Below are 25,978 nucleotides of genomic sequence, written 5' to 3'. Positions count from 1 at the left end.
GTCAGCGTCTATGCGCACCCCTCGTCGACGCTGGGCCACGAGACGGACGGGCACCTCGATGGAGTCGCGCGGTTCGCGGCCATCCGGCTGACGGACGAGGGCATCTGGCGCGTCGAGACGCACCCGCTCCGGACGGCCCGCGCCGCCGTCGAGGCGCCGCCGGCCGCCGCCGAGGCCGCGGTGTCCTGAGGACCTCGTATCTCCTGGCGCTGAGCCCGTCGCGGTCCCAGAGCACCCGCCCGTCGCGCAAGGTCATCGCGCACTCGAGCCGCCGGTCGCCGTCGATGCGCGCGCCCCTCGTGTCGACATAGCCGTACCGCCCCGTCTCGAGGCGCAACACCGCGATGTCCGCCGCCGCGCCCTCGCCGAGGGTGCCGAGCTCGGGTCTGCCGATGATCGCCGCGGGGGCCGCCGTGCTGCGGCGGATGAGATCGGGGAGCGACATGCCGAGGTTCAGCATCTTGGACACCACGTCGACCATGTCCCCCATCGCCCCGTTCAGGCTCTGGAGGTGCATGTCGGTGCTGATCGAGCTCGGGAGGAAGCCCTGCGCGAGCGCGGGCACGGCCTGATCGAACACGAAGCTGCCGCCCCCGTGGCCGAGATCGAAGACGACGCCGCGCCGCGCTGCCTCGAGCACGTACGGGCGCACGCGGCCGCCGGCGTCGACGACAGGCGTTCGCCCGGGGATGTCCGCGTAGACGTGCGTGAAGATATCCCCCGGCCGGAGGTGCGTCAGCAAGAGGTCGCGCAGCGAGAGCTCGGGCACGTGCTGGCCGAAGTCGACCATCACCCGCCCCCCGGACGCCCGCGCCGCCTCGACGGCCCGCAGCACGGGATCCCACGCCGGCCCGGCGTAGTGCGCGACCTTGACGCCGACGACCTCGTCGCGGTGCGCCCGCGCCGCCGCTGCCGTCCTGGCCGCATCCATGTCCCCGAGATCCTGCTCGGCCTGCCCGCCGCGCATGCCGCCGCCGACGATGTTGAGGAACGCCAGCACCCGGGTCTTCGAGTGCGCGATCGTCTGCGCCTTGAACAGCTCGACGTCGCGCCAGCCGGAGCTGCCCGCGTCCACCACGGTCGTCGTGCAGCTGCGCGGCGCGAAGCTGTCCGGCGCGACGGCCTGGTAGCTGTTGTTGAGGTAGGTGCCGTCGGCGGTCCCGAAGAACACGTGCGTGTGGATATCGACGAACCCGGGCGCGACGACGAGGCCCGTCGCGTCGACCACGGAGCGCGCGCGCGCAGGGTCGATGTCCACAGCCACCCTGGCGATGCGCCCGTGGCTCACGGCCACGTCCAGGATCCCGTCGCGGCCGTTCGCCGGGTCGATGACCCTCCCTCCCCTGATCAGCAGATCGTACTCCCGTGCTTGCGCCGGCGGGGCGGCCGCAACCACCGCCGCGGCGACGACGAGCGGGCCCAGCGCGGACGCGCGCCGCGCCCCGAAACAACGCAGGTACGAGAGCGGCACCCCGCGCATCCCATTCACCTCCGCGCGGGCACGTAGCTCTGTAGTCCGCCATACGGTAGCCGCCCGCGCGGTCCGGGTCGCCCGCGTCGACCGAGGCGTCGTCCGCCGAAGCTGTATCTTGACACCCTGCGGCATTCCCGCCCACGATGCGCAGGTGACACATCGCCCGCTGACGTCGCCCGCGGTCCCCGCTGTCCCCCGCCCCTCCGCCACGGTCCTCACCGTGGCGCTGTCGCTGCTCGCCGGCGCGTGCCAGGGCTGTTCCAAGGGCACGAGCCCGGCCTCCGACAAGGGCGCTGCGTCCAGCGCCGTGGCCCCGACGGGCGCGCCGGCGGGCGAGGCTGCGCCGACCGCGGGGTACAAGGTCGGGATGGTGCTGGTCGGCCCCTACAACGACAAGGGGTGGAACCAGGCCCATTACGACGGCATCCGCGCGGTCCTCGCGAAGATGCCGGACGTCAGCTTCGAGTACGTCGACAAGGTGAACCCGGCCGACCGCCCCAACGTGAAGGGCTCCCAGGTCGCGGACGACCTCATCTCCCGCGGCGCCAGGGTCGTGGTCTACAACTCCGACGACTACAAGGACGACGCCCTCGAGACAGCGCGCAAGCACCCGCTGATCAACGTCATCCATGTCTCGGGCGATTACGCCTGGAAGGACGGCAAGAACCACAAACCCCAGGCCAACATGGGCAACATCATGGGGCGCATCGAGACCGCCAAGCACATCTCGGGGTGCGCCGCGGCGCTCGGCACCGAGACGGGCAAGATCGGGTATCTCGGCCCGCTCGTGAACGACGAGACCCGCCGGCTCGTCACCTCGGCGTACCTCGGCGCGCGGCACTGCTGGGAGACCTACCGGAAGAAGAAGCCGGAAGAGCTCACGTTCAAGGTCACCTGGATCGGCTTCTGGTTCAACATCCCGGGCGTCACGCTCGATCCCACCAAGGTGGCCGACGACTTCTACAGCAGCGGCTTCGACGTGCTCCTGACCGGGCTCGACACGCCCGAGGCCGCGCTGCAGGCCAAGAAGGCGAGCGGGGCCGGCAAGAAGGTCAAGTACGTCCACTACGACCACAAGGCAGGCTGCGATCTCGCGCCGGAGATCTGCCTCGGCGTCGCCTACTACAACTGGGCGCCGCTCTACCGCGACGTCATCGAGAGATCGCGCGCTGATAAGTACACGAGCGAGTTCGTCTGGGCAGCGCCGGACCTCCGCGACCTGAACGGGGAGGCGTCGGTCATCGGCTTCCTGCCCGGCCCCGCCCTGGGCGAGCAGAAGGCGCAGCTCGACGCGTTCATCCAGGCGCTCGCCGGCGGGCTCGACCTCTTCAAGGGGCCGCTCAAGTTCCAGGACGGGACCGAGTTCCTGAAGGACGGTGAGGCCGCGACGCCCCAGCAGATCTGGTATCTGCCGCAGCTCGTCCAGGGGATCACCGGGCCGAGCAAGTAGCCGCGTCGGGGCGGCGCTCCATGCGGATCGAGATCGAGCGCATCACGAAGCGGTTCGGCCCGGTCACGGCCAACGACGGCGTGTCGCTGACGATCCAGGCGGGCGCCGTCCACGGGCTGCTCGGCGAGAACGGCGCCGGCAAGAGCACCCTGCTCCGCATCTTGGGCGGGCTCCTCCGGCCGGACGCCGGCCGCCTGCTCTTCGACGGCCGCCCTGTCGCGCCCGCGAGCCCGGCCGACGCCCTCGCCGCCGGCGTCGGCGTGCTCCACCAGGAGCCGCTCGACTTCCCGCCCCTCACCGTCCTGGAGAGCTTCCTCGTCGCGAGGCCGCGCGCGGGAGGCGCCGCGCGATCGGCGGTGAGCCGCGCGCGCGCGGCGGAGATCTTCCTCCCCCGCCGCGCGGCGCGCGACGAGCTCCTCGCGCTCGCGGCGCGGTTCGGCTTCTCCGTCGATCCGGACGAGCAGGTCGCCCGGCTCACCCTCGGCGAGCGCCAGCAGATCGAGCTGCTGCGGCTGCTCTCGCTGGGCGTCCGCGCGCTGCTGCTCGACGAGCCGACGACAGGGATCTCCGCCGCGCAGCAGGAGGCGCTGTTCTCCGCGCTGCGGCGGCTCAGGCAGGACGGCCAGGCGATCGTCCTCGTGTCGCACAAGCTCTCGGACGTCGAGGCGCTCTGCGACCGCGTGACGGTGCTGCGGCAGGGCAAGGTGGCGGGAGAGGCGGAGATGCCGGCCGGGGCCGACCGCCTCGTCGCGCTGATGTTCGGCAAGGCGCTCGCGCCGCCGGAGCGGCTGCCGACCGCGGGCGACGGCGCGGCGCTCTCGCTCGAGGACGCGAGGTTCGGCGATCACCGGATCGAGCTGCGCGTCCCGCGCCTGGCCGTGCGCCGCGGCGAGGTGCTCGGGCTCGCGGGCCTCGAGGGGAGCGGCCAGCGCCTGCTGCTCCGCGCCTGCGCGGGGCTGCTCCGGCCGCGGCGCGGCCGCGTCGCCGTCGGCGAGGCCGACCTGACCGGCCGCCCCTACCAGGCCTTCCTGCGCGCGGGCGTGGGGTACCTCCCGGCGGACCGCCGCCGCGAGGGCCTCATCGCGGGCCTCTCCATCGAGGAGCACGTCGCGCTGCGCGCGCCCCGGCCGGGGCTGCTCCTCCATCCGCGCGAGATCCGCCGCGCCGCCGAGCGCGCGATCGAGGCGCTCCGGATCCGGGGGCGGCCGGAGACGCCCGTGGAGCTGCTCTCCGGCGGCAACCAGCAGCGCACGCAGCTCGCGCTGCTCCCCGCGGACCTCACGCTGCTCCTGCTGGAGCACCCGACCCGGGGGCTCGACATCGAGTCGGCCCGCTGGGTCTGGGAGCAGCTCCTCGCGCGGTGCAAGGGCGGGACGGCGCTCCTGTTCGCGTCGTCCGAGCTCGACGAGCTCATGCGCTACAGCGACCGGATCGTCGTGTTCAGCGGCGGGCGCGTCTCGCGGCCGGTCAGCGCGGCCGAGCTCACCCTGGACCGGCTCGGGCGGATGATCGGCGGCGAGCTCGACGAGGTCGCGCCCGCGGAGCACGGCGCGGAGCACGGTCGATGAACGCCGGGCCGGACGACCGAGCGGGGGCCAGCGCGCGCGCGGCGTGGGCCGGCGAGCTCGCTCCCCGCCTGGCGCCGATCGCCCTGTCGCTCGCGCTCGTGGCGGGCCTCTGCGCCCTCCTCGGGGCGTCGCCGGTCGCGGTCGCCTCGAGCCTGTGGGAGGGCGCCTTCGGCTCCGCAGAGCAAGCGGCGCGGGTGCTCGCCACCCTGGCGCCGCTGCTCCTCTGCGGCAGCGGTCTGCTGTTCACATTTCGCGCCGGGCTGTATCACCTGGGCGTCGAGGGGCAGCTCGTCATCGGGGCGCTCTGCGCGACCGGCGCGGCGCGCGCGCTGTGGCCGGGCCTCCCCGCGGGGGCGGTCGCCGCGCTCTGCGTCGCCGCGGGGGCGCTCGGCGGGGTGCTCTGGGGCGCCCTCACGGGCGCGCTGCACACGCGCGGCCGGGTGAGCGAGATCTTCGCGGGCCTCGGCATGAACTTCGTGGCCCAGGGGGCGGTCCTCTACCTCGTCTTCGGGCCGTGGAAGCGCCCCGGCGTCGCGTCCATGGCCGGCACCGAGCCGCTCGACGCCGCGCTCTGGCTCTCCACGCTGGGCGGCACCGAGCTGAGCCCGGCCGCGCTCCTGCTCGCGGCCCTCGCGCTCGTCGGGACCGCGGTGGTGCTCGGGCGGACGCACCTCGGGCTCCGGCTGCGGGCGGTGGGGCTGAGCCCGGAGGCCGCGGAGGTGCTCGGCGTCCCGGCGGCGCGGCAGATGCTCCTCGCGTTCGCGATCTCGGGCGCGCTCGCGGGGGTCGCCGGCGCGCTGCAGGTGCTCGGGACCTTCCACCGGCTCATCCCGAACGTCTCGAGCAACCTCGGGTTCCTGGCGCTGCTCGTCGTGATGCTCGCGGGCCGGCGCGCCGCGCTCGTCGCGCCGATCGCGCTGTTCTTCAGCGCGCTGAACGTCGGCAGCCTGAAGCTCCCGATGACGCTCGGCGTGGAGTCCTCGCTCTCGGGCGTGCTCCAAGGGGTGCTCGTGCTGCTCGCGATCCTGTCGCCCTGGGACATGCGGAACATGCGCAACATGCGAAACATGCGCAGAATGCGCGGCGGCGGCCGGCCGGAGGAGGCCTGATGGACGTCGGCGCCGAGCTCCTGCCGCTCCTCGCGACCGCGCTCGCGGCGTCGACGCCGCTCGTCTACGCGGCGGTCGGCGAGACGCTGGCCGAGCGGGCCGGGGTCATCAACCTCTCGGCCGAGGGCGCGATGATGCTCTCGGCCATGGTGGGCTTCGCGGCCGCGCTGACGACAGGGAGCGTGCTCGCCGGCTTCGCCGCCGCGGCCGCGATCGGGGCGCTCGTCGCGCTCGTCGTGGCGATCGGCGGCGTCCACCTGCGCCGGTCGCAGATCGCGATCGGCTTCGTGCTGGCGATGCTCTGCGCGGATCTCTCGTCGGTGCTCGGCGGCCCGTTCGTGCGGGTGCCCGGGCCGACGGTGCCGGGCGCGTCGATCCCCGTGCTGCGGGACGTGCCGGTCCTGGGGCCGCTGTTCTTCCAGAGCGATCCGGTGGTGTACGCGAGCTACGTCCTCGTCGCCGGCGCGTGGCTCTTCCTGTACCGCACCCGCGCGGGGCTCCTGCTCCGGGCCGTCGGGGAGCAGCCGGCGGCGGCCCACGCGCGCGGGGCGCGCGTGACGCGCGTGCGCACCGCGGCGACGCTGGTGGGCGGGGCGCTCGTGGGCATCGGCGGCGCGGCCTACTCGCTCGACTTCAAGGCGGGCTGGAGCCACCGCCACACGGCGGGCTACGGCTGGATCGCGCTCGCGATCGTGATCTTCGGCGGCTTCCACCCGGTGCGGGCGGCGCTCGGCGCGTACCTCTTCGGCGTGCTGTCGTCGATGGCGAGCCTCGGCCAGAGCGCGCTGCCGTCGGTGCCGACGCAGGTCTTCAGCGTGGCGCCGTTCGCGCTGATGATCGTGGTCCTGGGGCTCACCTCCAGCGGGCTGCTGGAGCGCCTCGGCGCGCTGCTCCCCGGCGCAGCGCGACGCCCGCTGTTGCGCGCGTTCGACGCGACGCCGCCGGCGGCGCTCGGGAAGCCTTACCCGGCGGACGCGGACGCCACCGGCGAGAAGCCGCGGGGCGCGGCTCAGGGCGCGAGGTAGCAGACCTCGAGCCAGGGGCGGTCGCTCTGGTCGGGGTGGTCGCTCGAGCGGTAGGACGTGGTCCCGGTGGGATCCTCCTCGAGGAGGAAGCCGTGGTTCGGCGCGGCGCCGTCGACCCACGCCTGCACGAGCTCGGTCAGGTCGGCGGTCACGGCGTACGAGCCGACCCAGGCGAGGTCGGCCTCGACGGCCCCATCGTAGCTCGCGGCGAAGCTGCGCCAGGTGACGTTGCCCTCGCTCCACGGCGCGGTGACGCGGTGGACGCGGACAACCTGGTCGCTCGATCCGAAGGCGACGGCGCCGAACTCCGCGGACGTGACGGTGGACCCGACCGGGATGCCGCCGAGCCCGAACCAGTAAAGCGCTTGCTGGCGGGCGCCGTGAGCCTTGCCTGTGGCGGTGTAGGGGCTGAGTCCGTCGTTGTAATCGGGGTACGCCTCCAGGAGCAGCGCGTCCGAGACCTGGCCGGAGGCGCCTCGCTTGAGGGTGACGCACACGCCGACGCACGCGTCCCCGTGGCCGTCTCCATTGCTGTCGACCTGGTCTGGATTCGGGGTGTCCGGGCAGTTGTCGACCGCATCGCAGACGGCATCGCCGTCGCTGTCGCCGCGGGGACAGGGGTCGCACGCGTCGCCCACCCCGTCGGCGTCCGCGTCGGCCTGGTCCGGGTTGCTCGCGTCGGCGCAGTTGTCGCAGGCGTCGCCGATGCGGTCGCGGTCGCGGTCGGCCTGGCCGGGGTTCACGGCGTCGCGGCAGTTGTCGGTCGCGTCGCAGACGCCATCGCCGTCGCGGTCGCCGCGCGGACAGGGGTCGCAGACGTCGCCTACCCCGTCGCCGTCCGCGTCGGCCTGGTCCGCGTTCTTGTGGTAGGCGCAGTTGTCGCAGCCGACGCCCAGGCCGGGCGCGACGCCGTCCCCGTCGTAGTTCCCGAGCGACGTGACCGAGCGGTGATAGGCGTCGCAGACGTTGCGCTCGGCGCACGGGGTCCGGCTGGAGAGCGCGTCGAACAGGCAGAGGCGCGACGAGCCCTCCGTCGACGCGACGTCGACGCTGACGAAGCCGAGGAACACCGACTGGCCGCGGTTGATATCGACCCGCACATCATTGCATGTGTTCGGATCGTAGAGGGCGAGCACCGCGGGATCCGTGAAGGTCTTCCTGAGCGTCAAGTTATTGCAATAGCAACGCTTGTCGCTCGCGACCGTGTCGAGGCGAACCCCGTTCAGGTACAGCGCGAACTCGGCGCTGCCGCAATCGGCGTGGCTGATGTTGAACGTGATCGCGGTCGCCGCCCCGAACGCCGTGCCGGGGAACGCCGCGAGCATGAAAAGCACAAAGTAAGCGCGCGCGGCGCTCGTACGGATGTGTCGCATGGTACTTCTTATATTCTTCCCGCGCCCAGCACACAACGCCCATGATGGGGTCTCGCGTGCGCTCTGCCCGGGCCTGGCACGGCGTGGCGTGCGTGGCGTACGGGTCGGCGCCGGGGTCAGGCCGCGGCGCCAGGGCGCGGATCGGGTGGTGCCGCTTTCAATTCGACGCGGCGCGGGCGTGGCGCGCGTTCAGGTGGTGGGGCATTGATGATTTTTTCCGGTGCTCCGCTCCGACCGGCGGTCGCTGGGCGAGCGGGGTGCGGGTGGGATGTGCGGTGACGATCGGGCGTGCGCTGATCTGCCCGGACACCGACAGGAGAAGACGCGGAGACGAAGCGAGCCTTGAGCGGCGCAGGCAGATTCAGCGTCAGGTCCTGGGCGCGGCGCCCGCCTGGGCGCGGGGCGCCCTGCGCGCGGCGCGACGGAGCGGCGCGACGACGGCCAGGAGCAGCATGATGAGCGCCGCCTTCGGCGTGGAGCTCCGCGCGAAAGCGCAGCCCGACGCCTCGTGCTCGACCTGCAGCACCTCGCTTCGCTCGCCCTCGTTGCCGGCCTCGTCGATCGCCGAGACCGCGATGTAGACGTCGCGACCGACGTGTTCCTCGTCCACATAGAGGAGCATCGCGTCGCCCTCGAGCCACGCGTCCGGCTGCGCCTTGGAGCGCGCTTGCTCCGGGCTGAAGCCCACGTACACGGCGTAGACCAGCGCCTCCGCGGGCGAGTGATCGTCCTCGCTCCGCTCGGCCAGATCGAAGGTGAGCGTGGTCATGTCCCCGCAGCTGCTCGCTCCGCAGGCGGGCTCGTTCGCCTGGAACTCGACGTCACCGCGCGCGAGCACCGGCGCGCTCGGCGCGGCGTCGTCGATGACGTCGGAGGTCCGGACGAGGCGCTCGACGGTTGGCCTCAGGCGCAATCGGTACGTGGTGCTGGGCGCCAGCGTCTCGGCGGGGCGAAGCACGCTGTAGCCCGGCGGGGCGACGGGAACGTCGGAGCCCGCACCGGCGACGGAGGCGCCGGTCGCCTCTTCGACCAGCAGGTGCGAGAGCTCCGGGAGGCCGCCCCAGATCACGATCGCCACATTGCGTGGCACCGTGGTGAGCTCTCCCGGAGCGCCAGCCGCGGTGAGCTCGGTCGGTGCGCCGGCGCGCAGGAAGCCTTCCGAGACGCTGGTATCCACCGGGTCACAAGCGCTGGCGCGCCCGCCGGCTGTCAGCACGCCGAGCCCGATCGCGAGCGAGAGGCACGTTCCGAGGTTCATACCGGCGTATTAGAGCAAGCGGCACGCCACGCGACCGCGTGCCGTCAATCGGCCGGAATGGCGCCATCGGGTCTGATCGCGGCGTCGTGCCCTGCGCCCGCCTACACCGCCACGCCGGGAGGCGCGCCTCAGACAGGCGGTTCGACGTCAGCGCGCCGGCGTCATTCGATGCGGTCCGGGCAGGAGGCGGAGTCGCCTCGGAGCCTGCCGTGAAGTTCAGACAGGCTGCGGTATCGTACCGAAACCCACGTGGTTCCTCGGCGACGTCGACCTGCGCCGTGGACCATCGGAGGGCGCCGCCGCCGATCGCATTCGCAGGCGTGCGGGCGCGAACCAGGTTCACGAAGCCCAGATGCCACAGGTTCCGGGATGTCGGTGCCATGAAGGATCATGCAGAGGACGCCGGAGCGCGGCGCGCGGGTTGCGCGCGGCTTCCGCTGCTGAGCAACGGGTCGACGTCATTCATGAGTTCCGGACAGGGCTGCGGAGCCATCTCGGAAACGACACGCCGCCACCGGGGCCGCGCAGCAGCGCCTCGCCAGCGCCGCCGCGCGTTCAGACGCGAGGCCGGATCAGCTGATCCCCATGGGCGCGCCGCCCTCGGCCACGAACCGATCGGCGATGTCCACGAGCAGCGCGTCGGTGGCGGGCTTGCTCTTCACGGTGACCTGCGTCTCGTCCGGCAGGAGCACGAACGAGCCGACCACCTTGCCGTCGAGCCGCACCTCGTGACTCCCGCCAGGCGGAGCAGAGGCGACCTCATACACCTTGCCGTCACGTGCCTTGATCTTCATGCCCTAGCGGTAGCACGCAGCGGCGCCGCGCGCGTTTGCCGGCCGCGAGCGCGGCGGAATCCCGGCCGCCCAGGGCGAGCGCGCCTCGGCAGGCGGACCGCCGCGGCGCGGGCGCGACGTCGGCGAGGAACGACGCGGCGCGACGCCGCGGAGCCGGCGTGAGGGGGCGCGGGCGCGGCGCGCGGCAGGCGAGAGAGCTCCCACCGCGAGCGGATTGCAGGGTAAGATGCGCCCGCGCGCCGAGCGCGAGGAGTGTGCACCGTGCCGAGATTCGATCTGGTCCTGAGCCCGTCGCTCGCACCGGCGAGCCGGGGCTCTGCGAGGAAACGATCCAGGAGACCGTCGTGAGCGCGGCCTCCTCGCAGAGCATCGAACCACGGACCGCCGCCGCGGGCATCCCGCGCTACCTCGATTGCTGATGTCGATGCCAGAGTCTGGCCAGCCCTCCGAGGGCGGCGGGTGGATCGTCCTCGGCGTCCTGAACGAGATCCTCCTCAAGCTCGCGAGCCAGCCGGACCTGAGATCGCTGTGGGAAGAGGTCTGCTCGAGCGCGCGCTGGATCGTGCCGTCCCAGCGGCTCTGCGTCGTGCTCGGCAACGACGGCGGCGGCGCCCGGATCGCGGCGAGGTACGCGCACGGCACCTTCGAGTACGGCGCGCCCGAGGGCGGCGGCGTCGTCGTGGACGCCTGGATGGTCGCGGCCCTGGAAGCGCAGCGCGCCGCGTGGTTCAAGGGCCCCTGGACCGAGGCGCGGGAGGCGGACCTCGCGCGCGCGTGGCTCCTCGCGGAGGGCCCGGACGTCGTGTTCCACGTGCCGATCCAGGTCTACAAGAAGACCATCGGCACGATGCTCTTCGCGCTGGAAGACCAGCGCCAGATCGACCGGAAGGCGCTCGCGAGCGCGACCACGTACGCGCTGTACGTCGGCGCCACCTACACGATGCTCAAGAACTCGCTCGACCTCGCCGACGCGAGCGCGCAGCTCCGCGAGCAGAACGAGGAGCTCGAGCGCGTGCAGATCGAGCTGCGCGTGCAGCTCGATCGGGTCCGCGCGCAGCACGAGGCGATGCTGGAGATGTCGACGCCGATCATCCAGGTGTGGGACAGCGTGCTCACGCTGCCCGTGATCGGCACGGTCGACGGCGCGCGGGCGGCGCGCATGATGGAAGAGGTGCTCGCCGCGATCGTCGCGCACAGCGCCCGGTTCATGATCGTGGACCTCACCGGCGCGCAGGCGACCGACCCCTCCACCATCGAGCACCTCCTCCGGCTGTTCGCGGCGACGAGGCTGCTCGGCAGCCAGTGCATCGTCTCCGGCGTCCCGGCAGGGATGGTCAGGCGCATCCTGGACGCCGGCGGGAGCCTCGAGGGGATCCCGGTGTTCAGCACGCTGAAGAGCGCCCTCGAGCACGCGATGGGCGCCATCCGACAGAAGCCGCGGTGACCGCCTCCGGGAGGGCGCCCGGACACGGAGGCGCGCCCCCGTGGTACGCCCGCGATCGCAGACAGGAGCGTGAGAGATGAAGCTCGCAATGATCGGACTCGGGAGGATGGGCGCCAACATGGCGCGCCGGCTCATGCGCGGCGGCCACGAGGTCGTGGCGTACGATCTGAACCAGGAGAGCGTGAAGCAGCTCGCCGCGGACGGCGCCGAGGCGGCCTCCTCGCTGGGCGACGCGGTGGAGAAGCTCGCGCCGACGCGCGTCGTGTGGGTCATGCTCCCCGCGGGCGGCCCGACCGAGCGCGTCGTCCAGGAGCTCGGCGAGCAGCTCGCCCCTGGCGACGTGATCATCGACGGGGGCAACACCTACTTCAAGGACGACGTCCGCCGCGCCAGGGAGCTCGCCCCGCGGGGCATCCGCTACGTGGACGTGGGGACGAGCGGCGGCGTGTGGGGGATCGATCGCGGCTACTGCCTCATGGTCGGCGGCGCCCCCGAGGCGTTCTCGCTGGTGCTGCCCATCCTGCGGACGCTCGCGCCGGGGACGGGGGACATCCCGCGCACGCCGGGCCGGCAGGAGGCGCAGAGCACGGCCGAAGAGGGCTTCCTCCACTGCGGCCCCGTCGGCGCCGGGCACTTCGTGAAGATGGTCCACAACGGGATCGAGTACGGCCTCATGCAGGCCTACGCGGAGGGGTTCGACATCCTGAAGAACGCGGCCACCCCGCGCCTGCGCGAGGAGCACCGGTACGACCTCGACCTCGGCGAGATCGCCGAGGTGTGGCGGCGGGGCAGCGTGGTGGGCTCGTGGTTGCTCGATCTCACCGCGATCGCCCTCACCGAGAGCCCGGATCTGGGCGGGTACAGCGGCTTCGTGCAGGACTCCGGGGAGGGCCGCTGGACCGTGATGGCCGCGATCGAGGAGGCCGTGCCCGCAGAGGTGCTCTCCTCGGCGCTCTACGCGCGCTTCCGCTCGCGCCACGACCACACCTTCGCCGAGAAGATCCTCTCCGCGATGCGCCACAAGTTCGGCGGGCACCTGGAGCGCCCGACCGGGGGCTGAGCGGCGCCCCGCCGGGCGACGCGGCGACCCTCCGCGGCCGCGCCCCGGCGCGTCGGGGGCGCCGCTCCGCCAGCTCACCTGCCCTGCGCTGGAGAGGCTCGCGGGACGCATCCAAGCTGCCGAAATTACTGTTTTTTAGCCGATGTCCCCGGTCCGGAAGCTCTCCGGCGGGTCGCACTCTTCGGGCTGCGCTCGCTGGCCGGCGGCGAGGAGCGCCTCGGCCAGGAGCATCGCGTCGACCGGCCAGAGCTCGGGGGGGCGCGCGCGCTTCGCCCCTGCCTCGGGCAGCGGTCGGCAGGAGAGCACGAGGCGGCGAAAGCGGTCCGGGACCGCGTCCCGGCCGTGCGCCGCGCCGAGGAGCGCGCCGGCGATGGCGGCGTTCGTGTCGGTGTCGCCGCCGGCCATCACCGTCTCGACGAGCCCGCGCTCGAGCGAGGGCGCGTGGAGGAGCTGGTAGAAGGCGTTCTGCAGGGCGATGAGGACCCAGCCGGCCTGGTGCGAGAAGCCCCGGGGCGGCGCGCGGCGCGCGGCCTCCAGCGCGGCGAGGACCACGCGCTCGCCGCCCCGGTCCGCCTCGGCGCAGGCCGCCTCCCAGGCGCCCCCCACGCCGGCGCCGCCCACCGCCGCGGCGACCGCCGCGACGAACGCGGCGGAGGCGGCGCAGCAGACCGGGTGAGGGTGCGTGAGCGCGCTGTCCTCGCGCGCCCACGCGGCGGCCTCCCGCGGGCGGCCGGCGCCGAGGATGCCGAGCGGCGCCGCGCGCATCACGGAGCCGTTCGCCTCGCTGGTCAGGCTCGCGGCCGCCCGGGCGCGCTCGCGGCGCGCGCCGGCCAGCGGCGCGCCCGCGGCGGCCGCGAGCGCGGTCGCCGTGGTGTTGCCGATGTCGAACGGGCGGGAGCCGTACCAGTGCACGTAGGCGTCGAGCGCGGCCTCGGCGACGAAGCCGCGCTTGCGCACGATCGACCGCGCCAGCATGAGCGCCATCTCGGAGTCGTCGGTCGGCTGCCCGGCCAGCGTGTTCCACGTGCCGCCGTCGGCGAGATCGCTGACGCCGCCCGGATAGAGCGGCGCGATCTCCTCCGCGGTCCGGAACTCGACGAGCGCGCCGAGCGCGTCGCCGGCGAGCTGGCCGAGCAGGCAGCCCTGGGCGCGGGAGAGCGCGCCGGGATCCGCGACGAGCAGGCTGTGCGCAGGGCGCAGGAGGCCGTACGCGCCCTGCGGCGCGGGGATGCGGCCGTGGATGACGGCGTTCCACGGGCGCCGCGCGAGCTCCCGCACGACCGCCGGCGCGCCGCCGAAGAGGCGGCAGATCTCGCCCTCGCGCTGCGCTGTGTACGCGATCGGCGCGCCGTCGTCGTCGACGAGCTCGCCGCCCGCGGCGCGCACGAGCGCGTGCCCGGCCGCGTAGTCCCAGCTCTGCGGCCGGCTGAGCGAGACAGCGGCGACGCCCTCGCCGACCGCCGCCAGCGCGAGCCGGTAGGCGAGGCTCGGGAGCGAGAGGAACCGCGCCGGGGCGACGCACCGCGCGTTCCGGGCGGGGAGGTAGTCCGCCGATTGCGAGAGCAGCACGACGGCGTAGCGGTCGAGCGCGCCGCCGGCGAGCGAGGCCGAGACCGCGGCGCCGTTGCGCCGGATGGGCCCGGTGCCCTCTGCCCAGGCGATGAGATCGCCGTCATCGTCGGGGTAGGCGTACGCGAAGACGACGCCGAGCACCGGCGTGCCCTCGCGCAGCAGGCCGATCGAGATCGAGGCGCCGCGGTAGCCGTGCAGGAAGGACGCGGTGCCGTCGTTCGGATCCACGACCCAGCGGTGCGACGGGTCCGCGCCGTCGCGGGCGCCGGTCTCCTCGCCGAGGAACGCGTAGGGGGTGGCCCGGGTGAGCGCGTCGCGCAGCAGGAGCTCGACCTCCACGTCGACGGCGGCGTGCGTCCCGGCGCCGCGCGGGCCGCCGGGGCGGTGGAACTCCGCGCGGAGGATCGAGCCCGCGCGGCGCGCCGCCTCGACGGCCAGCGCGAGGTCAGCGTCGTAGCCCATGCCGGTCCCGTGGCTCCACCGGGCGCAGCCTAGCCCAGGTCGGCGCGCCGGCCGCCGCCGGCGTCGCGATCGCGCCCGGGAGGCGCGGCGTCGGCCGCTCCCGCCGGCGCGGCGCCGTAGCTGCGGAGGTCGGCGACGGCCGCGTCGACCTGCGCGACGATGGTGCGGGCGTGGTCGAGGAACGCCGTGCCGGCCGGCAGGAGGCGCATGCCGCGCGCGGTGCGCTCGAAGAGCTGCGCGCCGAGCTCATCCTCCAGGCCGCGGATCTGCCGGCTGAGGGGCGGCTGCGCGATGTGGAGCCGGCGCGCGGCGCGGCCGACGTGGCCCTCCTCGGCGACGGCGATGAAGTAGCGGATCTGCGACAGGCTCACGCGGACGATAGTACCGCGAACGCCGCCCGGGTGAGGAGCCGCGCGCGAGCGCCCGAGATCAAAACAGTATTGGATGGGCGGGCGCCGCGCGCGCATACGCCTCGCATGAACGTGGACATCCTCGGGCCTCGCGCGTGCGAGGCGATGCGGCGCGCGGGCCGCGCGGCCGCGGCGACCCTGGCCGCCATCGGGGCGCGGCTCCAGCCCAACGTGACCACCGCGGACATCGACCGGTGGGTGCGCGACGACACGGCGCAGCGCGGCGGCCGCCCGAGTCAGCTCGGATACAAGGGCTTCCCGGCGGCGGTGTGCACGAGCCGGAACCACGTCGTATGCCACGGGATCCCGCGGCGCGACGAGGTGCTCGCGCCGGGCGACATCCTCAACGTCGACGTGACCACGGAGCTCGACGGCTACCACGGCGACACCTCCGCGACGTTCTTCATCGGAGAGCCGAGCGCCGAGGCGCGGCACGTGGTGGACGTCGCCCGGCGTTGCCGGGACGCGGGCGTCGCGGTCGTGCGCCACGGGGCGCGGCTCGGCGACATCGGGGCGGCGATCGAGGAGGTCGCGCGGGCGGAGGGGTGCAGCGTGGTCCGCGAGGTGGGCGGGCACGGGATCGGGCGGAAGATGCACCTGCCGCCGCACGTCGCGCACACCGGCGTGCGCGGCGCGGGCATGCGGCTCCGCGCCGGGATGGCCATCACGATCGAGCCGATGGTCAACCTGGGCTCGCACCGCATCCGCACGCTCGATGACGGGTGGACCATCGTCACCGAGGACGGCAGCCTGTCGGCGCAGTTCGAGCACACCGTGCTCGTCACGCCGGACGGCTGCGAGATCCTGACGCTCTCCTGAGGCTCCGGGGCCGGCGACGGCGGCCTCACGGGCCCAGGGAAGCGTCACCTCCCCTTGGTCACCCACGCCCACACGAACTCGCACTCCATCGGCGTCGCGCCGCTGTCGTCCGTCACCGTGACGGCGACGGTCACGTCGCCTTTCGGCTGGTCCTCGAACGAGCGTCGTTGCTCGGACGAGAGCGTCGCGACGGCGCGCAGGCCCCCCTGGGCGCGGCGCTTGTAATCGACCTTCATGCTGCGCAGGAGCGGCAGCTTGTCGTCGGGCAGGTTGACGGCGACGACGAAGCCGGTCGCCGTCTCGGCCAGGAGCCCCGCCGCCGCCGCGTGGACGCCGCCGATGTGGTTCTGCACCTTGCGCCCGTTGGCGAGCCGCAGCGCCACCCGCTCCGGGCTCACCTCGTCGAACTGGATCCCGGCGGTGCCCGTGAACGGCACCATGCGGTGGAACAGCGCGGTCTGCGCGCGAGAGCGCAGGAAGGACGGAAGAACCTGGAGCGGGGCGATCGAACGGGCGATGAGGTTCATCTTGGACATGACGGCCTCCGGAGGCGGCGAGTGGCGAGCTGCGAGCAGCGAGCGCGGCGAGCTTAGCGCATGCCGGCGCCGCGCCGCCCCCGGCGCAGAGACGACCCGCGCGCTCCCGGGATCAGCGCCGCCGGCGCTGCGCCCTGCTCACCGCGACCGCGGCCTCGTCCTCCGCCAGCTCCGCGTGCTCCATGTCGGGACGCGCCGTGTCCGCCGCGACGCGCACCCTGCCCTGCCGGTCGCCGCCCGCCGGCTCGACGCGCTGGCGCAGCGCCGCCGCGGGGCGCGCTCCGCCGATCGCCCGCGCCATCGCCACCTCGTGCCTGCGGCGGTGATGCTCGTGCCACCACCGCATGCGCTCGGCCTCCTCCGCCCAGTCGTCCTCGTGCGCGGTGAACGCGACGAGCCCGTGGATGGCGAGGCCGATCGCCCAGAGCAGCGGGACCAGCAACCCCCAGAGCTGCTCGACGCCGACCATGCCAAGGAGCACGACGAGCACCGCGTTGACGATGACGTAGATGCCGAGGTGCCGGTAGAAATCGCGGCGCTTGCGCCGGAGCCACGAGGCGCGCTCGGCGGCGGTCGATTCGACGGCCTTGCGCTCCACGTCGCGCGCGCGCAGCGCCCGGCTCGCCTCGCGCAGCGCCTCCGGGGCGACGCCCACCTCTTCCGCCGCGGCGAGCAGCTCGTCGAAGCCGAGCCGCGCGTCGCCGCGCGGCGCGGGCGGCTCCCCGCCGTCCGCCGAGGCCTGCCGCTCGATCGCGCGCGCGAGGACGTCGCGGACCTCCTCGGTCGAGAACCGCTGCGCTTCGGTCACGCCGCCGCGGGGCGCCTCGCCCCCCTTCGCGACGGGCGCCTGCGCGGGCGGCGCGACCGCCGCGGCGGGCGCCTCGCCCCGCCCGGCCGCATCGAGCGCGCGCACGAGGTCATCCATCGACGCGAACCTGTCCTCGGGGCGCTTCGAGAGGGCGCGCAGCACGACCGCGCTCACCGCGGGCGGCACCGAGGCGGCGTCGAGCAAGGCGCGGTCGGCCTCGTCCGTGAGGATCGAGGCGACGACCGCGAGCATGTCGCCCGCGCCGCGCCAGGGCAGCCTGCCGGTGAGGAGCTCGAACGCGAGCACGCCCCACGCGAACTGGTCCGCGCGCCCGTCGAGCTCCCCGCCCCGGATCTGCTCCGGGGCCATGTAGACCGGCGTCCCGAGCTTGACGCCCAGGGCGGTCAGCGTCGGCAGCGCCGGGGCCTCGGTCGAGGCGATCGGATCCGCGTCGCCGGCGGCGCGGCGGGCGATGCCGAAATCGAGCACCTTGATGACGCCGTCGTCGCGGACCATCACGTTTTCCGGCTTGATGTCCCGGTGGACGAGCCCCCGCCGGTGCGCCGCGGCGAGCGCGCGGCCGACGTCGGTGAGCCAGGCGATCCGGGTCGAGGCCGGCACCCCGGCGCCGCCGATGGCGCTGCGCAGGGTGCGGCCGGCGACGAGCTCCATCACGATGAACGGCGTCCCCTCGAGCTCGCCGACGTCGAAGATCGAGACGGCGTTCGGGTGGTCGAGCGCGGCGGCCGCGCGCGCCTCGCGGAGCAGGCGCGCGGCGGCGTCCGGGTCCACGGTGCCGCCCGCGATCACCTTGACCGCCACGCGCCGCCCGAGCCGCGCGTCGTGCGCCCGGTAGACGCAGCCCATCCCGCCCTGCCCGATGGCGGCCTCGATCGTGTAGCGCTCGAACGAATCGCCCGGCTTCAGCATGGCCGGCGGCGAGCGTAATGGATCGGCGCGGGCTTGGACAGGCAGCCCGGCGCCGCGACCCGCCCGATGAGGCGCGCCGCGGCGAGGCGGACGCCGAGGAAAGGCGCACGGCGGCGGGCCGCGGGGGCGAACTCGGCGGCTCACGGCGTCGCGGCTTGTGTAAGGTGGCGCGATGTCATCGCATCGAACGATGCTGCTCGGGGTCGCGGTCGGGGCAGCGGGCGGTCTGACGGCGAACGCGGTCGCGGCGGGCTCCCCGGCGCTCGTCTGGTTCGTCGATCACATCACCTATCCGGTGGGCCAGATCTTCCTGCGCCTGCTGTTCATGCTCGTGCTGCCGATCCTGTTCTCGGCGCTCGTCATGGGCGTTTGCGAGCTCGATCTGAAGCACGTCGGCCGGCTCGGCCTGCGGACGCTCGGCTACACGGCCGTCGTCTCGACCATCGCGGTGCTGATCGGCCTCGTCCTCGTGAACCTGATCCGCCCGGGCGACGGCCTGCCCGAGGCGGTCCGCGGCCTCGCGAGCAGCGGCGGGATCAAGGCGGCGACCGCTCCGGCCGACACCTCGCCGGTGGGGATGATCATCGCGATGGTGCCGGACAACGTCATCAAGGCGGCCGCCGCGGGCGACGTGCTCGCCGTGATCACGTTCTCGCTGCTCTTCGGCCTCGCGCTGTCGCTCACCCCGACCGAGGCGGCGACGCGGCTCCGGGAGTGCATCCAGGGGCTGTTCGACGTCTCGATGCGGCTCATCGAGGGGGTGCTCCGGTACGCGGCGATCGGCGTGGGGGCGCTGCTCTTCACGATCACGTCCCGGATGGGCATCGGCATCATGCAGCAGCTCGCGGCCTACGTGCTCACGGTGCTGCTCGGCCTCGGCCTGCACATGTTCGTTGTGTACTCGCTCTCGGTGCGCTTCCTGGGCGGGATGTCGCCGATCGCCTTCTTCCGGGGGAGCCGGACGGCGATCGTGACGGCGTTCTCGACCGCCTCGTCGAACGCGACGTTGCCGACCTCGCTGAAGGTGGCCGAGCAGGAGCTGCGGCTCCCGCCGTCCGTGGCGCGCTTCGTCCTGACGGCCGGCGCCGCGATGAACCAGAACGGGACCGCGCTGTTCGAGGGGGTGACCGTGCTCTTCCTGGCGCAGGTCTACGGCGTCACGTTGACCCTCGGACAGCAGGCGATCGTGATGCTCATCTCGGTGCTCGGGGGGATCGGCACCGCGGGCATCCCTGCCGGCTCGCTCCCCGTCATCGCGATGATCCTGGGGATGCTCGGCATCCCGCCCGAGGGGCTTGGCCTGGTCCTCGGGGTGGATCGGTTCCTCGACATGTGTCGGACCGTGATCAACGTGGTGGGGGATCTGGCGGCGGCCGTGTACGTTTCGCGGGATCAGCACCCGAAACCGCAGGAAGAGGCCGGGACGTGACCTGAAATGGCCGACGCCTGCGGGTGATGCCTCCAGGGGGAGGTCACGCGCAGGCGTCGCGCTCCGTGAGGTCTGGAGCTGCCGTCCCGGCGGCTCGGGGGGTCGAGCCGCGCGGTTTCACCGACATCCCGGCGGGCGTCGCCACGCCGGGATGCCTGGTGTCAGGCCGCCATCTTCATTCCGGGCATCATGCCCATCATGCCCGGCATCATCATGTTCGGCATCATGCCCATCATGCCCGGCATCATCATGTTCGGCATCATGCCCATCATGTTCGGCATCATGCCCATCATGTTCGGCATCATGCCCATCATGTTCGGCATCATGCCCATCATGTTCGGCATCATGCCCATCATGTTCGGCATCATGCCCATCATGCTGGGCATCATGCCGCCCATGCCCATCATGCCCATCATGTTGGGCATCATCGGCATCATGCCGCCCATCGGCATCATGCCCCCCATCATCGGCATCATGTTCCCCATCATCGGCATCGAGCTCATTGGCATGTTCATCATGGCTAGTCCTCTCCGTCAGTCGTTTCGAGTGTTTGAATAACTCCCTGCCCGGAACGGAGCAACGTCGAAGACCTGGAGCACATCGCTTTCCTCCACGGGAGCGGACGGCCGTTCGTACGGAGCGGATGGCGTGTCGAGCGGAGCGGAGGAGCATCCACAATAGCGACAGCCCGTCGATGTCCTGGCCGGAGCAGACTCCTGGGAGAGGCGCGACGTGCGCGAGATCTGGGCTTCATTGCTGGCACGTCACGCGACGGTTTCGAGCCTCTGCGAGGCATGTTCGCCACTCTGCAGTGACTTCAGCAGGCACGATCCAAGGTTGAGTCTGGTCGCTCTCGGGCGACGGACCGGATCGGCTGGCTGATGGTAAGGGAATGTCCTCACACCGTGGCCGAGCTCGCCGGCGGGAACATGGGCGCAGGCGCGGCCGCCGCCCGCGGAGGCGCCGGCGTCGCGGCGCCGGCTCTTTTACCGGTGCTTGATCGTCGATCCCGTCGCAGGATCGCGCAGCAAGATCGGCACGTCCGCGTCTTCCTCTCGGCTCTTCAGGCGCGCCCGAGCCTCCTGGATCGACGCATCCACCGCTGCCGTCGCTTCTTCCGCCGCCTCCTGCGCTGCCTCCCCCGCCCTCTCGACGCTGCCGCCGAACTGGGCCGCCCGCTTGTCCTCCTCGGTCCGCCGCGCCCGCTCGCGGTTCGCCTCGGTATCGAGCGCATCGCTCGTCCGCCCGACGGGCACCGCCCCCACCTGGAAGTCCCCCACCCGCAGGCCCTGCAGCTCCTTCTTCAGATCGCTCATCGCGTCCGTCCTCCCGCCCTGCATGAGCTTGCCGCGGTTTCGCTCGAGCGACCACCCCCGTGGTCATCGACGGCCACGTGAAACCACCATGGAACAAAACGGCGCGCGGCCGAGGCACTGCCCCGGCCGCCGCGCCGACTCGCGAGGAGCACTCACGCGACCATCATCAGGAGAACGAGCGGTGCTCCGGCCGGACGCCCGCTGCCGTCGTGGTGTAGGCCGAACGGTAGTCCGTCACGAGCCAGACCAGGGCGACGGCCACGCCCGACACCAGGAAGAAGTTCCTCGCAGCGTTCGCCTCGTCGAAGTTGAACAGCCAGGGCGCCGCGACCAGGAAGACGGCGACCACGGCCTCGAGCGCTCCGTGAACAGGGAACGGGATGACCTTGGCGGCGCCCAGCGGATACGCGGTGAGCAGCGTCATGCCAACGTGCACGGCGCCCAGGATGTAACACAGCGTCTCGGGGAACCCGCTGAAGCCGAACAGCGAAGGGGCCAGGAGGAACAGAGCCGCAACCGCGTAATCGATGTATCCATGAACTCGAGGCGACAGGATCTTCATGACCGACTCCTTGCAAAACCAATGTTCTGTTTGATTGCCTTCGTCGGTCCGAGAGATTGCAAGGTGCATGCCGCAGAGCGGCTCGGCCGAGAGGATCCGTCCACCCGGCGAGCTCAGCCAGCCTTTCATCGATCCATCGCGCGGGGTACGGTTGTCTGCGGGCCTGTGCTGGCCTTGCGCGATGAACTGCCCACGTCGACAGCAGCGCTCCGGGACAGCCGTGCGCCGCCTCGAGGCGCACGGCCCCCGGCGGCGAGCGCTCTTCGTGTGGCACATTGCCCCGACAGGGCCCACCCGCCACATGACATCGTCGCACACGCTTCCTGCATGGCAGAAAAGGCGCGTTGTTCCGGCTGTCCAGCGCGCTCGCCCGGCGCCCCGGCCCCGGGTTGCCGCGGGCCGGCAGCGTCGGCCCCGGCGAGCGCCGTCAGGGCGCTTGTTCGAGGAACTTCACGAGCGCGTCCCGGTATTTCTCGAACGCCTCGACCTGCGGCAGATGGCCCACGCCGGGGAGCTCGACCAGCTTGGCGCCGGGGATCGCCTGCGCGGCCTTCTTGCCGAGCGTGGTGTAGTCGCCGAGCGCGTCCGCGGCCTCCTTCGGGGCCCACGCCTTGCCGAGCGCCGTCCGGTCCCGCAGCCCGATGACGAGCAGCGTGGGCGTACGGAGGCGCGGCAGCTCGTAGACGACGGGCTGGGTGAAGATCATGTCGTAGGTGAGGGCCGAACACCACGCGACGCGCGGATACTCGGGGTGCTCCGTCCAGCCCGCCTGGATCTCGATCTGGCGCTCATACTCGGGCTTCCACGCGCCGTCGTAATAGCTCTTGCGCTGGTAGTCGCGGATGCTGTCGCGCGTCGCCTGGAGCTCCTGCTTGAACCAGGCGTCGACGGAGCGGTACGGGACCACCGTCTTCCAGTCCTCGAGGCCGATGGGGTTGACGAGGATGAGGCGCTCTGTGCGATCCGCGAACATGAGGGCGAAGCGCGCGGCGAGCATGCCCCCCATCGAGTGACCGACGACGGCCGCGCGCTGCACGCCGAGGGAATCGAGCAGCGCCCGCGTCGTCTCGGCAAGACCGTGGAAGCTGAACTGGTAGGCAGCGGGCTTCGTCGATTTGCCAAACCCGATCTGATCGGGCGCGATGACCCGAAAACCACGCTCGGTCAGCGCCCGGATCGTCGGCTCCCAGGTGCTCGCGGAGAAGTTCTTGCCGTGGAGGAGGAGCACCGCGCGCCCGTTCGGCTTCTCGGGCTGCACATCCATGTACGCCATCCGGAGCTTCTGGCGCTGCGACTCGACCTCGAAGTACCGGACCGGGTAAGGATACGTGTACGAGGTGAGCTCCGGGTCGAGGCCCGCCGCAGGCGCGGCCGGCGGCGCCGCCGAGGGCGCGGCCGGCGGCGCCGCAGAGGGCGCGGCGGGCTGGAGATCGGCGCGGGGCGCCGGCGCGCACCCCGCGGGGGCGAGCGAGAGGAGGAGCGACGCGAGGACCGAGGCGAGCGAGGGCGTTCTCAACAGGAGACCTTCCAGGTGACGTGCCAGAGGGGATGACGAGGGCCGCGGCGACTCGGCCGCGGCGCGGCGTGGCCCCTCCCCGCCCGCGCCGCCGGGCCGCGGGCAGTTCGGGGCGCGGGCCGTCATTTCGCGGGGGTGACCAGGAGCTCGGGATCGACGCGCGTCTCGAAGAGGTTCATGCGCCAGTCGAGGTGCGCGCCGTTCGTGCGGCCGGTCATCCCGACGGTGGCGATCACCTGACCCTGCTTGACCTCGTCGTTCACCTTGGCAGCGAAGGCGTGCAGGTGGATGAACGTGGAGGTCAGTCCGTGGCCATGATCGATGATCATGGTGTGGCCGCTCAGCGGAAGGTTCTTCTCGACGAACACGACCTTCCCGCAGGCGGGCGCTCGCACCGCCGCTCCGACGGGCGCCGCGATGTCCACGCCCCAGTGGATCCCGCCGTCCGTGCCGTTGAGCACGCGCGGCTGGCCGTAACGCGACGTGATCGGGCCCTTCGACGGCCAGATGAAGCCGTCCTTGTAACAGTTCTTCTTCGTGTACTTGTTCCGGATCGCGTCGAGCTTCTTGTCGGTCTGCGTGAGCTTCACGCGCGTCGCCATGTCGAGATTGACCATGTTCTCCGGCAGGTTGTCGACCTTGTCGACCTCGAACGTGCGCTGCTCCACGTCGAAGAGCTTCTCGAGCACCTGTCCATCGTCGAACGTGATGGTCAGCTTCTCCTGCGCCGGCGCGTTGCGCGAGAAGGCGATCAGGAACTCCCCCTCGTCGCTCACGGTCACGCGGTGGCCCGGGAACGCCATGCGGCGCAGCTTGCCCGTCAGCTTGGCGCGGAGGAGCCCTCCCTGGACGGCGCGCCCCTCCACGGAGAGGCGGCTCGCGTCGGCCGCGGGCGGGCCGGCGTCCGCCGCGTCCGCGCTCGCCGCCGGGGCCGCGGAGGCGCCGGCGTCGGCCGCCGCGCCGGGATCGGCCGATGCGGGAGGCGGCGCGCTCGCCGAGGCAGGCGGGGCCGCCGAGGCGGCCGGCGCGGCGTCGGCGGCGGCTTCAGCACCCGCGTCGGGCGCGCCCGCGGGAGCACCGCGATCACACGCAGCAACGGTAAGCAGGCTTACAACGATGGCGGAGATACGCATGCGCGCGATCGTGCCAGAATTCGCGCACATCGACGAAAATAATGCGAATGCACGCACGGAGCGATGCCGGCATGCAACCGTGAGGTGGAGCGGTGGAGCGGTGGAGCGGTGGATCCGCGATCGACGAGCGATCGATCAGCCCGCCGCCGCTGCTGTCGGCGAGCGTGAACAGCGGGTGATGCGAGCCGGCCGCGACACCCGATCTGGGCGAGCGCGGCGCGGCCAGTGCGGAGGTGGCGGGCGGATCAGCGATCCGCGCGCTGGCTGTCGTGCTGCGGCTGCGGTCGGCCCTGGGGGCGACCTTGCTGCGGCCGAGCCTGCGCCTGCGGGCGACTCTGCCCCTGCGACCCGGCGTGCGCCTGCGGGCGACTCTGGCCCTGAGGCCGACTCGGGTCCTGAGGCCGACTCTGGCCCTGAGGCCGACCCTGCATCTGCGGGCGCCCCTGCAGTTGCGGGCGACCCTGCCCCTGGGGCCGACCTTGCGCCGGCGGACGGCCCTGCCCCTGCGCCTGCATCGCGGGCCTGGGGTCGATCTGGGCGCCGACGAGCCCCGGGATCTCGAGGATCGGCAGGCGCTTCTGGATGAGGCGCTCGATGTCGGCCAGGAACGGGCGCTCCTCGCTGTCGCAGAACGAGAGCGCCACCCCCGACGCCCCGGCGCGCGCCGTGCGGCCGATGCGGTGCACGTAGCTCTCCGGGATGTTCGGGAGGTCGTAGTTGATCACGTGCGAGATGTCGTCGATGTCGATGCCGCGCGCGGCGATGTCGGTCGCGACGAGCACGCTCGTCGTCCCCTGCTTGAAGCTCGCGAGCGCCCGCTCGCGCGCGCCCTGGGACTTGTTCCCGTGGATGGCGACGGCCTCGATGCGCGCGCGGCCGAGCTGCTGGACCACGCGGTTGGCGCCGTGCTTGGTCCGGGTGAACACGATCGCCCGGCGCAGGGCCGGATCCTTGAGCACCTGCTCCAGCATGGCGCGCTTGTCGGACCGCTCGACGAAGACCACCCGCTGGTCGATCTTCTCGGCCGTCGTGGCCACCGGCGCGACCTCGACCCGCACCGGACGGCGCAGGATGCTGTTCGCGAGCTTCTGGATGTCCGGCGGCATCGTGGCCGAGAACAGCAGCGTCTGCCGGCGCTCGGGCAGCATGGCGAGCACGCGCCGGATGTCGTGGATGAACCCCATGTCGAGCATCCGATCGGCCTCGTCGAGCACGAGCGTGTCGAGCCGGCCGAACGGGGCGACGCCCTGCGAGCACAGGTCGAGCAGCCGGCCCGGCGTCGCAACGAGCACGTCGACGCCGCGGCGAAGCGCCTCCATCTGGGGGCGCTGCCCCACCCCGCCGAAGATGACCGCGGTCCGCAGGCCGAGGTTCTTGCCGTACGTGACGAAGCTCTCGCCGATCTGCGCGGCGAGCTCGCGCGTCGGGGTGAGCACGAGCACCCGGAGGGCGCGCGGGCCGGCCGGCACGCCGCCCTGCGCGAGGCGCTGCAGGATCGGCAGCGCGAACGCGGCGGTCTTGCCGGTGCCCGTCTGCGCGCACCCGAGGACGTCGTTGCCCTCGAGGATGGGGGGGATGGCCTGCTCCTGGATGGGCGTCGGGGCGGTGTACCCTTCGGCTTCGATGGCGCGGAGCAGCGGTTCAATCAGCTTGAGATCGGCAAATTGCATGGACATCGGGCTCCAGAGGAGCGCCTCCTGACAGGTCGAGACGTGCGCCGCGGCACCGCGCCCTCCATCGCGGAGGGATCGATCACGGAGAGCTGCCGCCCTGCGCCTCCTTGAACGGAGGCTGCGAGGCCCACTTGACAGCGACCGAGCACCGCGACCCGTGCCAGGTCAGTCCGAGGCCGCGACTCTAGTACGCGATGGTGAGGAAGTCGAGGAGCGACCGCGCGTCCGTCGGCCGCGCGCAGTACGATCAGCGCGCC

The 25,978-nt window shown here is 72.6% G+C and carries 22 protein-coding genes; 8 read left to right on the top strand and 14 right to left on the bottom strand.

The genetic code is table 11. The annotated features are described in order from the left end of the window. Nucleotide 1 precedes the first annotated feature (1 nt). Complete coding sequence (locus WME76_RS14665; protein ID WP_437960749.1) at nt 2–1,480, bottom strand: amidohydrolase/deacetylase family metallohydrolase; 1,479 nt, start codon at nt 1,478–1,480, stop codon at nt 2–4. Nucleotides 1,481–1,625: 145 nt separating this feature from the next. Between WME76_RS14665 and WME76_RS14660 the strand changes: the two genes are divergently transcribed. Genes WME76_RS14660 through WME76_RS14645 form a run of 4 tightly spaced genes read left to right on the top strand, consistent with a single transcriptional unit; the run spans nt 1,626 to nt 6,626 of the window. After that, the gene (locus WME76_RS14660; RefSeq protein WP_437960748.1) at nt 1,626–2,924 is read left to right on the top strand and encodes a BMP family lipoprotein; all 1,299 of its coding nucleotides are present in this window, start codon (nt 1,626–1,628) and stop codon (nt 2,922–2,924) included. Between the two features lie 20 nt (nt 2,925–2,944). Then, the gene (locus tag WME76_RS14655) at nt 2,945–4,492 is read left to right on the top strand and encodes an ABC transporter ATP-binding protein (RefSeq protein ID WP_437960747.1); all 1,548 of its coding nucleotides are present in this window, start codon (nt 2,945–2,947) and stop codon (nt 4,490–4,492) included. After that, nucleotides 4,489–5,601 carry an ABC transporter permease gene (locus WME76_RS14650; RefSeq protein ID WP_437960746.1) on the top strand — a complete coding sequence of 371 codons (1,113 nt, stop codon included), beginning with the start codon at nt 4,489–4,491 and terminating at the stop codon, nt 5,599–5,601. Before WME76_RS14655 ends, WME76_RS14650 begins: the two co-directional genes overlap by 4 nt. Further along, nucleotides 5,601–6,626 (top strand): ABC transporter permease, encoded by a 1,026-nt coding sequence (locus WME76_RS14645; RefSeq protein ID WP_437960745.1) that lies wholly within the window; start codon nt 5,601–5,603, stop codon nt 6,624–6,626. Before WME76_RS14650 ends, WME76_RS14645 begins: the two co-directional genes overlap by 1 nt. Here WME76_RS14645 and WME76_RS14640 read toward each other — a convergent pair. From WME76_RS14640 to WME76_RS14630, 3 genes are all read right to left on the bottom strand, one after another. Next, nucleotides 6,611–7,999, bottom strand: coding sequence for a DNRLRE domain-containing protein (locus WME76_RS14640; protein ID WP_437960744.1), 1,389 nt, complete (start codon nt 7,997–7,999; stop codon nt 6,611–6,613). The two genes, WME76_RS14645 and WME76_RS14640, sit on opposite strands and share 16 nt — an antisense overlap. A gap of 367 nt (nt 8,000–8,366) precedes the next feature. After that, nucleotides 8,367–9,257, bottom strand: a complete 891-nt coding sequence (locus WME76_RS14635) for a hypothetical protein (RefSeq protein ID WP_437960743.1) — start codon at nt 9,255–9,257, stop codon at nt 8,367–8,369. Between the two features lie 572 nt (nt 9,258–9,829). Then, complete coding sequence (locus WME76_RS14630) at nt 9,830–10,051, bottom strand: hypothetical protein (protein ID WP_061614183.1); 222 nt, start codon at nt 10,049–10,051, stop codon at nt 9,830–9,832. A gap of 424 nt (nt 10,052–10,475) precedes the next feature. Here WME76_RS14630 and WME76_RS14625 point away from each other — a divergent pair, with 424 nt between their 5' ends. Together WME76_RS14625 and gnd are read left to right on the top strand one after the other, a co-directional pair. Beyond that, the gene (locus WME76_RS14625; protein ID WP_437960742.1) at nt 10,476–11,495 is read left to right on the top strand and encodes an STAS domain-containing protein; all 1,020 of its coding nucleotides are present in this window, start codon (nt 10,476–10,478) and stop codon (nt 11,493–11,495) included. Nucleotides 11,496–11,571: 76 nt separating this feature from the next. After that, entirely contained in the window at nt 11,572–12,555 is a 984-nt protein-coding gene (gene gnd, locus WME76_RS14620) for a phosphogluconate dehydrogenase (NAD(+)-dependent, decarboxylating) (protein ID WP_437960741.1), read from the top strand. A 135-nt stretch (nt 12,556–12,690) separates the two neighbouring features. Here the strand turns inward: gnd and WME76_RS14615 are convergent, their stop codons facing one another. Beyond that, on the bottom strand, nt 12,691–14,589 hold the full coding sequence (locus tag WME76_RS14615; RefSeq protein WP_437960740.1) for an inositol monophosphatase family protein: 1,899 nt from the start codon (nt 14,587–14,589) through the stop codon (nt 12,691–12,693). Nucleotides 14,590–14,618: 29 nt separating this feature from the next. After that, the gene (locus WME76_RS14610) at nt 14,619–14,960 is read right to left on the bottom strand and encodes a LysR family transcriptional regulator (RefSeq protein ID WP_437960739.1); all 342 of its coding nucleotides are present in this window, start codon (nt 14,958–14,960) and stop codon (nt 14,619–14,621) included. Nucleotides 14,961–15,065: 105 nt separating this feature from the next. Here WME76_RS14610 and map point away from each other — a divergent pair, with 105 nt between their 5' ends. Continuing rightward, nucleotides 15,066–15,818, top strand: coding sequence for a type I methionyl aminopeptidase (gene map, locus WME76_RS14605; RefSeq protein WP_437960738.1), 753 nt, complete (start codon nt 15,066–15,068; stop codon nt 15,816–15,818). 44 nt (nt 15,819–15,862) lie between these two features. Here the strand turns inward: map and WME76_RS14600 are convergent, their stop codons facing one another. Beyond that, nucleotides 15,863–16,354, bottom strand: a complete 492-nt coding sequence (locus tag WME76_RS14600; RefSeq protein ID WP_437960737.1) for a hotdog fold domain-containing protein — start codon at nt 16,352–16,354, stop codon at nt 15,863–15,865. Between the two features lie 112 nt (nt 16,355–16,466). Then, a complete protein-coding gene (locus WME76_RS14595) occupies nt 16,467–18,092 on the bottom strand; it encodes a protein kinase domain-containing protein (RefSeq protein WP_437960736.1) in 1,626 nt (541 codons plus the stop codon). A 172-nt stretch (nt 18,093–18,264) separates the two neighbouring features. Between WME76_RS14595 and WME76_RS14590 the strand changes: the two genes are divergently transcribed. After that, nucleotides 18,265–19,521 (top strand): dicarboxylate/amino acid:cation symporter, encoded by a 1,257-nt coding sequence (locus WME76_RS14590; RefSeq protein WP_437960735.1) that lies wholly within the window; start codon nt 18,265–18,267, stop codon nt 19,519–19,521. 161 nt (nt 19,522–19,682) lie between these two features. Here the strand turns inward: WME76_RS14590 and WME76_RS14585 are convergent, their stop codons facing one another. The 6 genes from WME76_RS14585 to WME76_RS14560 all read right to left on the bottom strand — a co-directional run bounded on the left by WME76_RS14585 (nt 19,683) and on the right by WME76_RS14560 (nt 25,718). Then, nucleotides 19,683–20,039, bottom strand: a complete 357-nt coding sequence (locus tag WME76_RS14585; RefSeq protein WP_437960734.1) for a hypothetical protein — start codon at nt 20,037–20,039, stop codon at nt 19,683–19,685. 468 nt (nt 20,040–20,507) lie between these two features. Then, on the bottom strand, nt 20,508–20,837 hold the full coding sequence (locus WME76_RS14580) for a hypothetical protein (RefSeq protein WP_437960733.1): 330 nt from the start codon (nt 20,835–20,837) through the stop codon (nt 20,508–20,510). A gap of 166 nt (nt 20,838–21,003) precedes the next feature. Beyond that, nucleotides 21,004–21,399 (bottom strand): SPW repeat domain-containing protein, encoded by a 396-nt coding sequence (locus tag WME76_RS14575; RefSeq protein ID WP_437960732.1) that lies wholly within the window; start codon nt 21,397–21,399, stop codon nt 21,004–21,006. Nucleotides 21,400–21,826: 427 nt separating this feature from the next. Then, on the bottom strand, nt 21,827–22,915 hold the full coding sequence (locus WME76_RS14570) for an alpha/beta fold hydrolase (RefSeq protein ID WP_437960731.1): 1,089 nt from the start codon (nt 22,913–22,915) through the stop codon (nt 21,827–21,829). Between the two features lie 122 nt (nt 22,916–23,037). Beyond that, nucleotides 23,038–24,048 (bottom strand): M23 family metallopeptidase, encoded by a 1,011-nt coding sequence (locus WME76_RS14565; protein ID WP_437960730.1) that lies wholly within the window; start codon nt 24,046–24,048, stop codon nt 23,038–23,040. A 245-nt stretch (nt 24,049–24,293) separates the two neighbouring features. Beyond that, nucleotides 24,294–25,718 (bottom strand): DEAD/DEAH box helicase, encoded by a 1,425-nt coding sequence (locus WME76_RS14560; protein ID WP_437960729.1) that lies wholly within the window; start codon nt 25,716–25,718, stop codon nt 24,294–24,296. Between the last annotated feature and the right edge of the window lie 260 nt (nt 25,719–25,978).

Source organism: Sorangium sp. So ce119 (assembly GCF_051524405.1).
Classification (GTDB): domain Bacteria; phylum Myxococcota_A; class Polyangia; order Polyangiales; family Polyangiaceae; genus Sorangium; species Sorangium cellulosum_G.
This window is presented reverse-complemented; position numbering and strand designations above follow the sequence as displayed.

Excerpts from the sequence above, each read along its gene's own strand:
- WME76_RS14665 (WP_437960749.1), bottom strand. The coding sequence starts at position 1,480 with ATGCGCGGGGTGCCGCTCTCGTACCTGCGTTGTTTCGGGGCGCGGCGC.
- WME76_RS14655 (WP_437960747.1), top strand. The coding sequence starts at position 2,945 with ATGCGGATCGAGATCGAGCGCATCACGAAGCGGTTCGGCCCGGTCACG.
- WME76_RS14650 (WP_437960746.1), top strand. The coding sequence starts at position 4,489 with ATGAACGCCGGGCCGGACGACCGAGCGGGGGCCAGCGCGCGCGCGGCG.
- WME76_RS14645 (WP_437960745.1), top strand. The coding sequence starts at position 5,601 with ATGGACGTCGGCGCCGAGCTCCTGCCGCTCCTCGCGACCGCGCTCGCG.
- WME76_RS14640 (WP_437960744.1), bottom strand. The coding sequence starts at position 7,999 with ATGCGACACATCCGTACGAGCGCCGCGCGCGCTTACTTTGTGCTTTTC.
- WME76_RS14635 (WP_437960743.1), bottom strand. The coding sequence starts at position 9,257 with ATGAACCTCGGAACGTGCCTCTCGCTCGCGATCGGGCTCGGCGTGCTG.
- WME76_RS14630 (WP_061614183.1), bottom strand. The coding sequence starts at position 10,051 with ATGAAGATCAAGGCACGTGACGGCAAGGTGTATGAGGTCGCCTCTGCT.
- WME76_RS14625 (WP_437960742.1), top strand. The coding sequence starts at position 10,476 with ATGCCAGAGTCTGGCCAGCCCTCCGAGGGCGGCGGGTGGATCGTCCTC.
- gnd (WP_437960741.1), top strand. The coding sequence starts at position 11,572 with ATGAAGCTCGCAATGATCGGACTCGGGAGGATGGGCGCCAACATGGCG.
- WME76_RS14615 (WP_437960740.1), bottom strand. The coding sequence starts at position 14,589 with ATGGGCTACGACGCTGACCTCGCGCTGGCCGTCGAGGCGGCGCGCCGC.
- map (WP_437960738.1), top strand. The coding sequence starts at position 15,066 with ATGAACGTGGACATCCTCGGGCCTCGCGCGTGCGAGGCGATGCGGCGC.
- WME76_RS14600 (WP_437960737.1), bottom strand. The coding sequence starts at position 16,354 with ATGTCCAAGATGAACCTCATCGCCCGTTCGATCGCCCCGCTCCAGGTT.
- WME76_RS14595 (WP_437960736.1), bottom strand. The coding sequence starts at position 18,092 with ATGCTGAAGCCGGGCGATTCGTTCGAGCGCTACACGATCGAGGCCGCC.
- WME76_RS14590 (WP_437960735.1), top strand. The coding sequence starts at position 18,265 with ATGTCATCGCATCGAACGATGCTGCTCGGGGTCGCGGTCGGGGCAGCG.
- WME76_RS14585 (WP_437960734.1), bottom strand. The coding sequence starts at position 20,039 with ATGATGAACATGCCAATGAGCTCGATGCCGATGATGGGGAACATGATG.
- WME76_RS14580 (WP_437960733.1), bottom strand. The coding sequence starts at position 20,837 with ATGAGCGATCTGAAGAAGGAGCTGCAGGGCCTGCGGGTGGGGGACTTC.
- WME76_RS14575 (WP_437960732.1), bottom strand. The coding sequence starts at position 21,399 with ATGAAGATCCTGTCGCCTCGAGTTCATGGATACATCGATTACGCGGTT.
- WME76_RS14565 (WP_437960730.1), bottom strand. The coding sequence starts at position 24,048 with ATGCGTATCTCCGCCATCGTTGTAAGCCTGCTTACCGTTGCTGCGTGT.
- WME76_RS14560 (WP_437960729.1), bottom strand. The coding sequence starts at position 25,718 with ATGCAATTTGCCGATCTCAAGCTGATTGAACCGCTGCTCCGCGCCATC.